The organism is Pauljensenia sp. C0254C2, assembly GCF_056583835.1.
This window is the reverse complement of record NZ_JBWPJO010000016.1, coordinates 1-14,607: the sequence shown is the minus strand read 5'-3', so window position 1 is coordinate 14,607 and position 14,607 is coordinate 1. Positions and strand designations below refer to the sequence as shown.

Genomic DNA, 14,607 nt, shown 5'->3' with positions numbered 1-14,607 from the left:
TCCGTCGACCAACGCTACTTCAGCAGCGATCTGGCGGCTAACCGTGGCCAAAAACACGTTGCCGGGTGCCCGTCGTCAGGATCGTTTGCGACCTCGCAGGCGCACTCCTTTCGGGAGCAGATTCTCACCAGGCGATGCGGGCGGCACTGTCGTATCAGGGCCGTTCGGCGTCTTCCTCGTTGATGATGAGCGGGAGGCCGGCGGGAGTGCGGCAGCGGCGGCCGAGTGTGACGTGACTCGTGGGGAGCGACCTTCATGAAGCGCATCTGAGCGCTTCTCGAAGAAGAATCCTTTGAGCTGGACTTCCACTTCCTGGCGCAGAACTCCGCCGATCACTTCCACTGTGTGGTTCAGACGAGCGTCACGCACGACGTCGCGGAGCGAACCGGCAGCTCCGGCCTTGTCGTCCCACGCGCCGAATACCAGGCGGTCGACGCGCGAGTTGACCACCGCTCCGGCGCACATCGTGCAAGGCTCGAGGGTCACAACCAGGGTGCATCCCGCAAGGTTCCATGTGCCCATCGCGAGGCCGGCCTGACGCAGCGCCACAATTTCAGCGTGAGCACTGGGATCGTGGGTCGTTTCCCGCTGGTTCCAGCCTGACCCTATGACCGTGCCGTGCGGGTCCAGGACCACCGCTCCGACAGGGACATCGCCCGCTTCGCGGGCACGGTTCGCCAGAAACAGTGCGCGTCCCATCGCCTGGGACCATGATTCGTCGACCGTCACGAGGTAAGCCTACCGCGCCAGCGGAGAAGGACAACAGTAACGACTCGATCGCCTCAGGCATGTCCGGCGCGGTACGCTTGAACCATGCACCTACATGTCGCTGATCATCCGCTGATTGACCACAAGCTCACTGTTCTTCGAGACAGCCGCACTCCGTCGGCAACATTCCGCCAGCTCGTTGACGAACTCGTCACCCTGCTGGCCTACGAGGCAACACGTCACGTTGCCGTGAAAGATATCGAAATTGAGACTCCCGTGTGTCCCACCGTTGGGGCACGACTGTCCGATCCACGTCCGATTGTCGTTCCCGTCCTACGTGCAGGCCTCGGAATGCTCGACGGGATGACTCGCCTGCTGCCCACCGCCGAGGTTGGGTTCCTGGGTATGAAGCGTGACGAGGATACGCTTCAGGTTGAAACCTATGCGAATCGGCTGCCGGACGACCTGTCGGGCCGTCAGTGCTTTATTCTGGATCCCATGCTCGCCACCGGCCACACGATGGTAGCCGCGACGAACTACCTGCTGGAACGCGGCGCCCGTGATGTGACGTGCGTATGCATTCTGGGGGCGCCAGAAGGCATTCATGAGGTGGAAAAAGCCGTGGGTGATCGCGCTGATGTCACCGTTGTACTCGCCGCCGTTGATGAGGGCTTGAACGAGAAGTCCTACATCGTACCCGGCCTGGGCGATGCCGGCGACCGCCTGTACGGCATCATCGACTAAGGAAAATGTACTGATGGGGGCGGCACACTTCCGTTCGCGAAGGGCGCCGCCCCATCTGTTATGAAGTTTCTCCCTTGAGTGGCAGCTACCGCGTAAAGCAGTGGCTGCCGTTACTATCAGGAGGACAGCCCTATCTGGCACTGCTCAGCACACTGTCTGGAGCAGTGCCAGCAAGCTGCTTAGAACGCGGGAAGGACGGTGCCGTCTGACCAGTTCTCTTCGAAGAAGGTGCGGACCTCGTCGGAGTGCAGCAGCTCGTCAAGCTTCTTCACACCTTCGAGCTTGTCACCAGACAGATCTTTCTTCCACACGAGCAAGTTGGTGTACGGGCTTCCCTTACCCTGCTCGGCAACCAGTGCGTCACCATTGATGGTCAGGCCACCTTCCTGCGCGAAGTTACCGTTGATCACGGCGATGTCAACGTCAGACAGTGAACGTACCAGCTGTGCGCCTTCGGCTTCAAAGAACTCGAAGTTCTTGAGCTTTTCAACAGAGTTGATGTTGGCTGCCTCGTCACCCTCGGCAATCTTGACGAATCCGTTGGCTTCAAGCAGTTCGAGTGCACGACGCTGGTTGGTCACATCAGAGATGATGCCGATCTTGCCGCCATCGGGGAAATCCTTCAGGTCCTTGATCTTCTCGGAGAAGATACCGAGCGGCTCGATGTGGACGCCCTCGCCCTGGTCGAACTCATAGCCGAATTCCTTGACCTGGTCATCCAGGAAGTTCGGGGTCTGGTAGAAGTTCGCATCCAGGTCACCGCTGTTCAGCGCAACGTTCGGCTGATGGTAGTCGGTGTACTCGACGATCTCCAGGTTAATGCCAGCTTCAGCAGCCAGGTTGTCCTGAATAAAGTGCAGGACTTTGGCGTGAGGTGAAGGGCTGGCGCCGACGGTCAGGTTGATGACGTCACCGCTTGCGCCGCCTGCTTCGCCTGATGCTGCTGCGTCAGCCGAGCCGCTGGTGGCTGATTCCGTTGAGTTGCCGCCGCAGCCTGCCAGCGCGAAGGATGCTGCCAGGCCGCACACTGCGAGGGCCTTGAAAGAGCGTGTGTTCAGATGAGATAGACGCATGAGAGTTTCTCCAATCATGTTGCCGGTCTGTCGATGCAAACCGTTTCTATATTCGGAATGGTCAAGTTTTCAGGTTTTTTCAATTGCGCTGAAGCATGTGAGATGAACGAGGGCGACCTTCCCGTTGATGCAATGCACTCCTCATGTTGCAGGCGTATTGCGGATCAGATGCGACGGGTGCCGCGCATGAAATCTGATGCGGGCAGTGCCCGCGGTGTGTGCCGGCTGGTAGTGCCTCAGCGGTGGTCCACCAGCCGGCTGATCATGTCACCCATCATCTGGATCACCTGGACGATGATGATGATCGCAACGACTGCGCACAGCATGACGTCGGGCATGAATTGGTTGTAGCCGTAGTTGATGGCCAGCTTTCCAAGGCCACCGGCACCGACCGCTCCGGCCATTGCCGAGTAGCCGATCAACGTGATCGCCAGGACTGTCACCGACTGGATCAGGGCAGGCAGAGCTTCGCGAACCTGGACACCCCAGTAGATGCGCTGGTTGGATGCGCCCATCATTTGGGCTGCTTCAATCTTGCCGCGTGAAACGGCCAGCACGTTTGTTTCCACCAGTCGTGCAAAGAACGGGATGGCACCAATAATCAGGGACGGCATCGCGGCTTTCCAGCCGAGCGTGGTTCCCACCAGGAACCTGGTCAGCGGCACAATCGCGATCAGCAGGATGATGAATGGGAATGAGCGGCCGACGTTGACGATCACGCCGAGGATCTGGTGCACGATGCGGTTGGGCGTGAGCCCGTGGCGCGACGTGTTGACGACCAGCAGGCCAAGCGGCAAACCGAAGATCACGGTCACCAGTGTGGCGACGCCGGTCATCACGAGTGTTTCCCACACTGCCGGCAGGAACTGCTTGGTCAGTGCCGGGTTGTCACCCCAGGTGGGTTTGTCTGCTGCAATCGACATCATGGCGGACTGAAATTGTGCAACACCGATGTGGGCAGCAAGCAGTACATGATTCATGATCATGCCAGCCTTTCAGTCGCGTAGATACCTTGGTCATGAAGCTGTTGAAGGATCTGCTGAGCGTGGTAGCGCGGCACTGACAGCGCCAGGCGTCCCACCTGTGTTGATCCGATGGACTCGAAAACCCCTGCGGTCACGTCGGCACCCATCGACGCGCTCATGTTGAGCACGCTGGCACCGGTGGGCACACCGGGGCTTGAAGTGAAAATCAGGTCCAGCAGCGCGCGGTCTTCCGGGATCACGGCATCGTCCACGTTCGGCAAGGGGACCAGTTCCTGAGCCAACGGCGAGGACGGATCCTTCATGATCTCTTCGATCGTTCCACTCTGGAGGACGCCGCCGTGGTTGAGCAGTGTCACCGAGTCACAGATTTCGCGTACAACCGCCATCTCATGCGTGATGATCACAATCGTCACACCCAGTGAGTCGCGCAGGTCGCGCAGCAGATCGAGGATCTGGCCGGTTGAGTCCTGATCGAGTGCGGAGGTCGGCTCATCGCAAAGCAGCACTGCCGGAGTTCCAGCCAGGCCGCGCGCAATGCCGACGCGTTGGCGCTGGCCACCTGACAGTTGCGAGGGATAGGAGCCGCCGCGTCCCTGCAGCCCCACCATGGTCAGGAGTTCTTCAACGCGCTCGTCGATTTCTTTCTTCGGGCGACGCGCAATCTGCAGCGGGTATGCAATGTTTTCTGCCGCCGTGCGTGCATCGAGCAGGTTGGCTGCCTGAAACACCATGCCGAAGTTCCGGCGAGCCTGACGCAGTTTCGCTCCGCGCAGCTGAGTCATGTCAACGTCGTTGACCACGATTTCACCACTGGTTGGGCGTTCGAGGGCGGTCAGACAGCGGATCAGTGTGGATTTTCCGGCCCCCGACTGACCCACGATTCCGTGAATCGAGCCCGCATCGACGTGCAGCGTCACGTCATCAAGTGCGACAACGTCATTCCCGCCGCGCAAGTGATACACCTTGCGTACGTCGTGAAGGTCAATCATGGTTCCTCCATCGGTCCTGGCGGAAGCACCCTCTCCGTGACCGGGGGTTGCTGCAGCGTCATCGAGCCAGGTCTCTTAGCTGCTCTGGATGGTCGATCACTACTTTAAAGTGTCGGCGCGTTTAGAGCAAACTTCGCGGCCCAGTCGTGACCATATTCACCCGCCTGTGCTCACCGTGGCCAGAGCAAAGATCGCGATCGAAGCAGCGGCTGTCCCCACAATGACAGCCACCACGCATAGCGCCCACACACCGACCAGCAGGCTCGCACCAAGGGCCGTGCGGTGGCTTCGCAGCACTTCACACACATCAACGACGGCGGTGGAAAACGTCGTGAACGCACCGAGGAACCCCACGCCGATCACCGTCCACCAGTGCGGCCATGTCGTCAGAAACGTGAATGCGCCGGCCAGCAGGCATCCGATCACGTTGACCGCCGCGATTCCACATAGTGGACGCAGGAGCTGGGCGCGCGAGCCGGGCACATGTCGACTTATTGACGAGGCAGACGTCGGCGCGTTCAGTCGCCGCGTGATTGCGCCCGACAGCAGCCACCGACAGGTGGCCCCACACCCGCCGGCAAGGGCGGTGAGTATCCACATCAGCGCGCTCATGGCCGCGCCTTTTTTCCGAGCCACCAGCCGGCAGTGGCGACACCTACCCCCAGGACAAGCAGGCCGAGGGTAATGGCACTGCCAGCAAGGATTCTGCCCATCGCGCCCGTCGTGGTGTCGAGCGGAGGGCTGTGGACGAATGTGACTGCGCCAAGCATCATGGTCGAATATGTAGTCAGCGCCCCGCACATACCGGTGCCGATCAGAAGGTTGACGCGAGCGCTCAGCCACCGGCCCGAGCCTGCGCAAAAACCGAGGATAAGCGCGCCCGCAAGATTGCACGCAATGGTCGACCACGCCAGCACCAGCGCCGATGAGGCGGGATGTGCCGCCGCAATATGGTCAAGACTTGCGCGGACGAGGGTACCGATCATGCCACCGAGGAACACGCACGCAATGTCAGCCAGGCGTGCGCGCGAAAGTGCAGGCGTGCGCCGCGAATGGGACTGGTCATCAGAGTCGGTGTGCGCGGATTCCACACGGTCAGCCTAACGCCACGCGTGCCATCATGCCGGCGCGGTAGGGTGAAGTAACCGAGGTAAGGAAGCCAACCATGACACGCGTTTTTTCCAGACGCCAGGTTCGCATCTGGTTCGCAGGGGCCGCATCAGGAGCACTGGCATTGACGCTTGTGGCCTGCTCACCGGACACGGGCGGCAGCGGCGAAGACTCTGGAGCCTCCAGCCAGTCATCCGCCCCTGCCGCCGAACGATCAGACGGCGCGCAATCCGGTGCGCAATCTGATGAGACAGATGGGGACTCCCTCGCCAATGAAGCTGAATTAACGGAAGAGCAGGTGGACGCTGCAGTTGCCGCACCATTGTCTGACGGTCGCACCCTCAAGAACGTTCCCGAGGGTGAGGGCGGTGACGGCGCTGACACCAAGGCGGACCCGACCGGCGCGGCTGAAAGTGATCTGCCACCCGAGGCGATAGAGCCGACTGCGTGCGCGTCGATCCTGTGGCGGCCTCATACTTTCGGAGCTCTGAGCGCCCAATGGCCCCACCGCAGTCTGTATCTTCCGCAGGAAGGCGACGAGCAGGCAGCCGATATGAAGGGGGTTTTCGTTGCTGTCGCACCGTCGGGTGACGAGGCAGCAGAAGCAGTGACTGCCGTTGAGGATCTGGCGGCGCAGTGCTCGCAGTACACGGTCATGATTGGTGGTGGGGCGCCTACGACGCTGGCGTTGTCCAACTGGGATGATGCGGCGATCTCACAGGGATGGGTGCTGGAAACCAGTACGCAGGCTGAGGCGACGGAGCGTGAGGTGACCGTCGGGGCACGCGTTGCCAACGTGCTCATTTCGGTAGGTCCGCAGCCGGCGGATCGTCTCGATGAGGCGAAAGCGCTTGTCAGTCAGATCGCCGGGCAGTTGACGAACCAGTAACGGAGCCTGATGCGTCAGGCTCGGGTCGCCTCGCGCGCGATGCTGTGGATTCGGCTCGTGCCCCGAGTGTGTAGTCGAGGTGAGTTCGCCCCCAATGAAGCCCGCCCTCAATCAAAGGAGAACTATGACTGACATGACGGCAGATTCGACTCCCCTGATGACCGAACGCCTCAGCCTGCGGCCACCACAGGACGCAGACGTTGACGCTGTCTTTAAGATTCACTCGGACCCGCTGACCTACAGACATCGACCGGAGCTCACGATGAAAGACCGTGACGAGGCCGTGGAACTGACGTCCGCGTGGCAACAGGATTGGCGCCAGCACGGCATCGGTTACTTTGTCGTGTTGACTTACGGAGGTGAAACTATCGGTTTCACTGGCGTGCGGCATGCGGTCGAGGGTGACGAGACGGTCCTGAATCTCTACTACCGCTTCGCGTCACAGGCGCAGGGCAAGGGGTACGCGACCGAAGCTGCCAGTGCCGCACTCGAATGGGCACGCGACCGCCACCCACAGCTCCCGATCGTGGCGATTATCGACCCCGCGAACACAGCCTCGGCTCGACTTGCTGAAAAGCTCGGACTGCGCCTGGTCCCCGGTGCCGGGGAGGCGGGAGATCATGAAGTCTACCGGCTCCAAGGCTGAGCGAAAGGGACTGTCCCGCAATGAGGGGTCTGACAGTAGGGCCCGATGGCGTTTGAACGATGGCCTGGGACACCGCTGCAGCGCCCGAATGCGCCTATATAGAGGTACGACAACCAGTCCGCCACCCTAGATATAGGGGCGACACGCCGAAGAAACGCAACACGCCTACTAGATATATGGATTGCGCACCACGCTGGGATTCCATCTATCCACAGGCCCGCCCGGAGTTTAAGCTGTCAGATACAGGCCCGCCGATCGCTGTCCACAGCCTGTCCACAGCGCGATGCACACCATCAGTCAGACACAACATGTAGTGGTCACTTGCACTTGGCGCCACAAGGTGTAGTGTTAATACATCAACGGAGCCACTACGGCTCGGGGCATCAAGCAGGCGCGCAGGACGCGCACCGAACCTGACGATCCCCACCACCTCACAGAGCGCATAGAAGAAAAAGGAGCATCCCATGACCATCACCGTGTACTCGAAGCCGATGTGCGTGCAGTGTGATGCGACCTACCGTGCGCTCGGCAAGCAGGGCCTGGAATACACCTCGATCGACGTGACGCAGGATCCCGAAGCACTCGAATACATTAAGGGACTGGGCTACCAGCAGGCACCCGTTGTGATCGCCGGCGAGGACCACTGGAGCGGCTACCGCCCCGACCGCATCAAAGCTGCTGCGGCAATGGCTGCCGAGGCTGCACCGCTGCGGGTGGCCCAAGCCTGATCACTGCGTGAAGCCCGGCCACCTCGCAGGTGTCGGGCTTTTCCCATGCACAGGTCAGACGCGGAAGGCACGACCGACGGTTCACACCATCCACGGCGCATGCCACCCTCGGCCCGCAGGCTCACACACTTAACCGGCTCTCACGTCCATATAAGGAGATTCCTCAGTCATGGTGGAGATCGTCTACTTTTCGTCGGCGACGGGGAACACGCGCCGTTTCGTCGAAAAACTGGGCTATCCGGCGCACCGCATCCCTCTTCACCCGCATGATGAATTCCTGCACGTTCACACCGACTTCATTCTGATCACCCCTACCTACGGCGGGGGAAATATCAAAGGAGCTGTGCCCAAACAGGTCATCAAGTTCCTCAACGATGCCACCAACCGCTCATATTGCCGGGGAGTGATCTCCTCAGGCAACACCAATTTCGGACCGGCGTACTGCTTGGCGGGCGATATCATCTCTGCAAAGCTACACGTTCCCCATATGTATAAGTTCGAGCTTCTCGGCACGTCCGAGGATGTCTCCCGAGTCCGCGAAGGATTGAAGGAATTTTGGTCGAAAATCTCACCGACACCGGCCCAGAAGAGTTGAGCACTGACCTCGACTACCATGCGCTGAATGCCCAGCTCAACCTGTATGACGAGAACGGCAAGATTCAGTTCGAAGCGGACCGTCAGGCGGCTCGCCAGTACTTTCTCCAGCACGTCAACAAGAACACCGTGTTCTTCCACGACCTCGAAGAAAAACTCGAGTACCTGGTGCGCGAAGGCTACTACGAGGGCGACGTGCTCGAGCAGTACGAGCCTCAGGACATCAAGGACCTGTACAAGCAGGCCTACGCCTACAAGTTCCGCTTTCAAACGTTCCTGGGCGCATTCAAGTACTACACGTCGTACACGCTGAAAACATTCGACGGCAAACGGTACCTGGAACGCTTCGAGGATCGCGTTGTCATCGTGGCAATGTACCTGGCGCGCGGCGACATCGAACTGGCACGCAAGCTCATCGACGAGATCATGTCAGGACGTTTCCAGCCGGCCACACCCACCTTCCTCAACGCGGGTAAGCGTGCGCGCGGCGAACTGGTCTCCTGCTTCCTGATCCGCGTCGAAGACAACATGGAGTCCATCGCCCGAGGCGTGAACTCCGCTTTGCAGCTGTCCAAGCGTGGTGGCGGCGTGGCACTGTCACTGACGAACCTGCGCGAAGCGGGCGCACCGATCAAACGCATCGAGCATCAGTCCAGCGGTGTTGTTCCCGTGATGAAACTGCTGGAAGATTCGTTCTCCTATGCGAACCAGCTGGGTGCGCGCCAGGGCGCGGGAGCCGTCTACCTGCACGCCCATCACCCGGACATCATGTCCTTCCTGGACACGAAGCGTGAGAACGCGGACGAGAAGATCCGTATCAAGACGCTCTCCCTGGGTGTCGTCATCCCGGATATTACGTTCGAACTCGCGCGCGCCAACGAGGATATGTACCTGTTCAGCCCCTACGACGTCGAACGCGTCTACGGCAAGCCGTTCAGCGAAATTTCCGTGACCGAGAAGTACCGCGAAATGGTCGATGACGGGCGTATCCACAAGAAGAAGATCAACGCCCGCCGCTTCTTCCAGACACTGGCTGAAATCCAGTTCGAATCCGGCTACCCGTACATCGTCTTCGAAGACACCGTCAACCGCGCCAACCCGATCAAGGGCCGCATCACGATGTCGAACCTGTGCTCGGAAATCCTGCAGGTCTCCGAAGCCTCCGAGTTCAACGAAGACCTGACGTATTCGCACGTGGGCAAGGATATTTCGTGTAACCTCGGATCCCTGAACATTGCCAAGACGATGGATTCGCCCAACTTCTCGCAAACCATCGAGACGGCGGTTCGTGGCCTGACAGCAGTGTCCGACCTGTCCAATATCCAGTCCGTCCCCTCCATTGCGCGCGGCAACGCCATGAGCCACGCGATCGGTCTGGGACAGATGAACCTGCACGGATACCTCGCGCGCGAACGCGTGCACTACGGCTCCGAAGAAGCACTCGACTTCACGAACATGTACTTTCTGGCCGTGGCGTTTGAGGCGATCAAGGCGTCGTGCATGATTGCGCGCGAACGCGGTGAAAAGTTCGTCGGCTTTGAAGATTCCGACTACGCCAGTGGCACGTACTTCGACAAGTACATCAACGGCACGTGGGAGCCGACAACGGATAAGTGCCGTGAACTGCTCGCCAAATCCTCGATCCACATTCCGACCCAGGAAGACTGGAAGGCACTGGCAGCGGACGTGGCGAAGTACGGCATGTACAACCAGAACCTGCAGGCCGTTCCTCCCACCGGGTCGATCAGCTACATCAACAACGCGACCTCGTCGATCCACCCGATCGTCTCCAAGATCGAGATCCGCAAGGAAGGCAAGATCGGCCGCGTGTACTACCCGGCGCCCTACATGACCAACGACAACGTTGAGTACTACGAGGATGCCTACGAAATCGGCCCTGAAAAGATCATTGACACCTACGCGGTTGCCACGCAGCACGTTGACCAGGGACTGTCGCTGACACTGTTCTACCCGAACACCGTGACCTCACGTGACGTCAACAAGTCCTACATTCGTGCGTGGCGCAAGGGCATCAAGACCATGTACTACATGCGGATCCGTCAACAGGCTCTGGAAGGCACCGAAGTCGAAGGCTGCGTTTCCTGCATGTTGTAGGCATGCGCCAGGCTTTCAGTTCCTCGGCTCTTTGAGGCATCTGCGGTCGCCCTCGTCGATTTTTCACCTTCGACGAGGGCGACCCATGTTTTACAATGATCGTGAGCCTAAGGAGATTTGCCGTGCCGATGTATCAATACGCCACCGATGACAATGACTCGAAACGTTTCGCACCTGATGCTGAGACCGATGAGGCCTCATCCGCTTCACAGTCCCACGCCTCCGATACATCAACTACCCGTCAGACCAACGCCGGCCCATACGAGTCAGCCGGCAGTTCCGGGTCCGGAGACTCAGCAGGATCCGCAACGGCTTCACCGTTATCGTGGCAAAGTTCGGCTCCCCGCTACGGCGCACCGGACACGCATCCGCGATCGGGGGGCACGCCCCAGGGCCAGTACTCACCGTGGACGCCTCAGCAGCAAACTGACGGCCCGCAGGGACCTTACTGGAATGAGCATTCCTCCCAGCAGGTCTACACGGAAATTGAGTCGAACGGGCTGGTGGCGCTGATCCTTTCCATCGTCTCGTTCTTCACGCTGGGAATACTGCTGTCGGTGCCGATGTGGATCTGGAGCCAGTCGATGATCAACAAGGGACGCAGGGCAGGTCTGCCGTTTCAGGCGATGTCACGTGCCCGCATTGCGCGCGGTATCTCAATTGCGGTCACCGTCATCTACATCCTGCTCGGTATCGTCTGCGTGGTGCTGGCCATAGTCGTCGCGATGACGGATCCACAGGTTTAGGCATCGACGAGGGGTCCCATGCGCGGCTGGCCTGATATTGCCGCCAGATCGGCCGGTGGTGGCACCCATGCGCGGCTGGCCTGAGACTGCCGCCAAAGCAGCCGATGGTGACAAACCCGGCGCAGCTGACGTTCGTGTCCGGACGCGTGAAGCCGTAGGCTGGGATCATGACTCCTCGACCCCATACGCCTATCCGACGTCGTTCCGGCACCGATCGAGACCTGATTGAACTGCTGCGCCGCCTGGACGGAAAAAGCTACGGCTCCTACAAGTCAGCAACCGGAGACTGGGATTACGGCGACTTTTCCATCGCCATTGACCGCGTCCAGTCCGACCCGTACGCACCGCCATCGGCTGTGCGCGTGATTGCCTCACCACAGACAATGGGGATCCCCGACGACTGCCTGTCCACTCACACCCAACGCGTCGCCAGCGCCGACTTCCTGCTGCGCTCTTTTAGCCACGCGATCCGAAAAATGTCCGGCCAAGGATCCGGAGGGGCCGGTCACGGCTCCCCTGTCCAGGTCGCACGCACCGGGCAGGAAATCCTGGAGCGCTCAGCCTGCACCGTGATGCCTGACCGGGTTGAGCTGCGCTTCCAGGTCCACATGCCGGCACGTGGGCGCACCATTCAGGGTCTGACAGCCGCCCGGATCTTTGACCAGGACGTGCCCGACATCGTGGTGGAAACCTTCGACTTTGTCTCGGACCAGGCCGACCGGCACCTCGATGATCTGCATCGACACGTTCACACCTACGAGGACTACCAGGCTCTTCAGCAGGCCCTGGTCGACAACAACTGGGTCACATTCGTGGCTGATGATGCGATTCTGGCGCGCAGATCCGGCGTTTCCGACCTGCCGATGGAGAACGCCGTTCCATTCAGCTCACCGGAATCACTGCGCCGCACAGTGACCTTGCCTCACGCCGGCGAGGTGTCCGGCATGGCGCTCGAGCCGGGCGTGACCGTCATTGTGGGCGGTGGCTATCACGGTAAATCCACCCTGCTCGCCGCGATTCAACGCTCGGTATACGCCCATGTTCCTGCAGATGGCAGGCAATTGGTGGCGACGACGCCCTCGGCAATGAAAGTGCGTGCAGCTGATGGGCGCCCGGTGACGGGCGTAGATGTCTCCGCCTTCATCGCGCATCTGCCGGGCGGTGCGGATACCAGTGACTTTTCCACGCAGAATGCCTCCGGTTCAACCTCCCAGGCCGCAGCCATCGTGGAGGCGGTCGAATTGGGCAGTCCACTGCTCATGCTGGATGAGGACACGTCAGCGACGAACCTGCTGATCCGTGATGCGCGCATGCGTCGCCTTGTTGCGGCCGAACGTGAACCGATCACGCCGCTGGTGGACCGCGTGCGCGCCCTTTTTGATCAGCGCCACGTCTCCACGCTGATGGTCATGGGTGGGTCAGGTGACTACCTCGACATCGCGGACTGCGTGCTGATGATGGACACATATCAGTGCCGGGATGTCACCGACCAGGCTCGTGCGGTGGTGGCGGAGATGCCGCGCGAACGCACAGATGAGGAGGACTTTCCGGTGGGCAGGCCGCGTGTGCTCATGCGGGATCGAGGCAATTCGGGTCGCGGCAAGCCGAAGACCAAGTCGGCGGGCCTCGATACGATCACACTGGACCGACACACCGTGGACGTGTCCGACGTGGAGCAGATTGTGGATGCGGGCCAGACTGAAGCAATCGCGTGGGCGTTGCGCACCGTGCTGGATGACCTCGCAGACGGTGAGCACTCCATCGATCAGGAGCTGGAGCGCCTCGACGAGATGATCGGTGAGCAAAGCCTGGACGTGTTGACGAAGGATCGAGGCAGGCCGTGGCCGGCGTTCCTGGTGCGGCCGCGTCCCATTGACATCGGTGCTGCCGTCAACCGGTATCGCGCTCTGACCATGCGCTGAGCTGGGCGGGTGGTCAGGTCAGCAGTCAGGGCAGGTCAGGTCTTGTGGGTATTGCAGCGCTTCTCGCCATCACCGTCGCCGGAGTGGTGGCCGGTGCGATCAACACGATCATCGGGTCAGGATCACTGGTCACCTACCCGGTGATGGTGCTGCTCGGCGTCCCCCCGATCAGCGCCAATGTGGCGAACACGGTCGGTTTGGCACCCGGCGCAGTGGCCGGCGCCTATTCCTACCGCACATTCATGCACGAGGGAGACTCCGCCGCTGCTGTTTCTGCGCCGTCAGCATTTACTCTGTCGCGCGGCCGCATCGGTGGCCTGTCGCTGTGCGCCGCTGGCGGGGCGCTCATTGGTGCCGGCCTGCTGCTGCGCGTATCTGCCAGCACGTTTACCCTCATCGTGCCGTTCCTTATTGCCCTGGCGACTGTCCTGGTTGCGTGCCAGCCGCGCCTTGCCCGGATGGTGAGCGCACATGATGACGGCTCGGGGGCGCTGCCCGTGTCCTCTGCGCGACTGGGTGTACTGGCTCTGTTGGTGGTGTGCGGCGCAGTGTATGGCGGGTTCTTTTCCGCTGCTCAGGGGATCATTTTCCTGGCGATTCTGGGAGTTTTCCTGCCCGGCAGCATCCATACGCACAACGCTCTGAAGAATCTGCTGCAAGCGATCGTCAACGTTGTCGCAGCGTTGTTCTTCATTGTCGTCGCCATCGCAGTGGCTGCGGGGGCGCAGGATCCGACGCTATCGGTCACTTCACCCCTGTCCGGCACTCTCGATACTCGCACGTGGATCGCTGCTGCCTGCGTGGCGGTCGGATCGCTCATTGGCTCTCCGCTGGGAGCGTGGATCGGTGTGAGGATTCCGGCGCGAGTGCTGCGAATCAGCGTGGTGATCTTCGGCGCGTGCATGGCCGTTCTTATGGCAGTGCGCGCATGCACAATCCCCTAAAAAGTCGCAGTTTTTTGCACAATCCCCTAGCTAAACAACGGACGGGACCACCCTCGACAATCCGAACACCCCGCGACCTGCAGCTTTCAAAACGGGGCGGAAATGCGGCGCGTTAGATCTAGGGGATTGTGCATCCTGAAGGGTCAGATTTAGGGGATTGTGCACCTTGGGGGCTTAAATCTAGGGGGTTGTGTACCTTGGGGGCTTAAATCTAGGGCATCGTGCACGCGGATGACACGAGGCTCGGCCCGAGGCAGCACCTCCAGCCCTGGCGCCCGCATCGAACCGGCGCGCTGTCAAGCGTCTACACTGACAGCCATGCACCACTCTTCCGCGCCATCTGACAACAAACAGCACCACGACGCAGGCATCCAGCCGCCGCGAGCGCAGTCCCGGCCATTGGATCCGCCGCG

At 60.6% G+C, this 14,607-nt stretch carries 15 protein-coding genes and 1 riboswitch; of the genes, 9 read left to right on the top strand and 6 right to left on the bottom strand.

Translation table 11 applies throughout. The annotated features are described in order from the left end of the window. Positions 1–75 precede the first annotated feature (75 nt). Complete coding sequence (gene tadA, locus AC1DA5_RS09650; protein ID WP_257590349.1) at positions 76–729, bottom strand: tRNA adenosine(34) deaminase TadA; 654 nt, start codon at positions 727–729, stop codon at positions 76–78. Between the two features lie 84 nt (positions 730–813). Here tadA and upp point away from each other — a divergent pair, with 84 nt between their 5' ends. Next, positions 814–1,452, top strand: a complete 639-nt coding sequence (gene upp / locus AC1DA5_RS09645; protein ID WP_070728044.1) for a uracil phosphoribosyltransferase — start codon at positions 814–816, stop codon at positions 1,450–1,452. A gap of 179 nt (positions 1,453–1,631) precedes the next feature. On the opposite strand, the gene AC1DA5_RS09640 is transcribed toward upp, so the two are convergent. The 5 genes from AC1DA5_RS09640 to AC1DA5_RS09620 form a co-directional block, all read right to left on the bottom strand. Then, positions 1,632–2,525, bottom strand: coding sequence for a MetQ/NlpA family ABC transporter substrate-binding protein (locus tag AC1DA5_RS09640; RefSeq protein ID WP_070728041.1), 894 nt, complete (start codon positions 2,523–2,525; stop codon positions 1,632–1,634). Between the two features lie 236 nt (positions 2,526–2,761). Next, positions 2,762–3,505 carry a methionine ABC transporter permease gene (locus tag AC1DA5_RS09635; RefSeq protein ID WP_058237956.1) on the bottom strand — a complete coding sequence of 248 codons (744 nt, stop codon included), beginning with the start codon at positions 3,503–3,505 and terminating at the stop codon, positions 2,762–2,764. A 2-nt stretch (positions 3,506–3,507) separates the two neighbouring features. After that, positions 3,508–4,500: a methionine ABC transporter ATP-binding protein gene (locus AC1DA5_RS09630; RefSeq protein ID WP_480290058.1), complete on the bottom strand. Its 993-nt coding sequence runs from the start codon at positions 4,498–4,500 to the stop codon at positions 3,508–3,510. A 4-nt stretch (positions 4,501–4,504) separates the two neighbouring features. Next, positions 4,505–4,595: riboswitch (SAM riboswitch) on the bottom strand. A 61-nt stretch (positions 4,596–4,656) separates the two neighbouring features. Next, complete coding sequence (locus tag AC1DA5_RS09625) at positions 4,657–5,112, bottom strand: fluoride efflux transporter FluC (RefSeq protein ID WP_480290056.1); 456 nt, start codon at positions 5,110–5,112, stop codon at positions 4,657–4,659. Further along, on the bottom strand, positions 5,109–5,591 hold the full coding sequence (locus AC1DA5_RS09620; protein WP_480290054.1) for a fluoride efflux transporter FluC: 483 nt from the start codon (positions 5,589–5,591) through the stop codon (positions 5,109–5,111). The genes AC1DA5_RS09625 and AC1DA5_RS09620 overlap by 4 nt, the downstream gene beginning before the upstream one ends. A gap of 74 nt (positions 5,592–5,665) precedes the next feature. Here AC1DA5_RS09620 and AC1DA5_RS09615 point away from each other — a divergent pair, with 74 nt between their 5' ends. From AC1DA5_RS09615 to AC1DA5_RS09580, 8 genes are all read left to right on the top strand, one after another. Next, the gene (locus AC1DA5_RS09615; protein WP_480290053.1) at positions 5,666–6,499 is read left to right on the top strand and encodes a hypothetical protein; all 834 of its coding nucleotides are present in this window, start codon (positions 5,666–5,668) and stop codon (positions 6,497–6,499) included. 124 nt (positions 6,500–6,623) lie between these two features. Continuing rightward, positions 6,624–7,145 (top strand): GNAT family N-acetyltransferase, encoded by a 522-nt coding sequence (locus tag AC1DA5_RS09610; RefSeq protein WP_285015245.1) that lies wholly within the window; start codon positions 6,624–6,626, stop codon positions 7,143–7,145. A 464-nt stretch (positions 7,146–7,609) separates the two neighbouring features. Beyond that, a complete protein-coding gene (gene nrdH, locus AC1DA5_RS09605) occupies positions 7,610–7,873 on the top strand; it encodes a glutaredoxin-like protein NrdH (RefSeq protein WP_058237674.1) in 264 nt (87 codons plus the stop codon). Positions 7,874–8,042: 169 nt separating this feature from the next. Further along, positions 8,043–8,468 carry a class Ib ribonucleoside-diphosphate reductase assembly flavoprotein NrdI gene (gene nrdI / locus AC1DA5_RS09600; protein WP_058237673.1) on the top strand — a complete coding sequence of 142 codons (426 nt, stop codon included), beginning with the start codon at positions 8,043–8,045 and terminating at the stop codon, positions 8,466–8,468. After that, positions 8,429–10,582: a class 1b ribonucleoside-diphosphate reductase subunit alpha gene (gene nrdE / locus AC1DA5_RS09595; protein ID WP_058237672.1), complete on the top strand. Its 2,154-nt coding sequence runs from the start codon at positions 8,429–8,431 to the stop codon at positions 10,580–10,582. The genes nrdI and nrdE overlap by 40 nt, the downstream gene beginning before the upstream one ends. 122 nt (positions 10,583–10,704) lie before the next feature. Further along, on the top strand, positions 10,705–11,328 hold the full coding sequence (locus AC1DA5_RS09590; protein WP_480290051.1) for a hypothetical protein: 624 nt from the start codon (positions 10,705–10,707) through the stop codon (positions 11,326–11,328). A 167-nt stretch (positions 11,329–11,495) separates the two neighbouring features. Then, on the top strand, positions 11,496–13,250 hold the full coding sequence (locus AC1DA5_RS09585; protein ID WP_480290049.1) for an ABC-ATPase domain-containing protein: 1,755 nt from the start codon (positions 11,496–11,498) through the stop codon (positions 13,248–13,250). Between the two features lie 44 nt (positions 13,251–13,294). After that, the gene (locus tag AC1DA5_RS09580) at positions 13,295–14,194 is read left to right on the top strand and encodes a sulfite exporter TauE/SafE family protein (RefSeq protein ID WP_480290047.1); all 900 of its coding nucleotides are present in this window, start codon (positions 13,295–13,297) and stop codon (positions 14,192–14,194) included. The last annotated feature ends 413 nt before the right edge of the window (positions 14,195–14,607 follow it).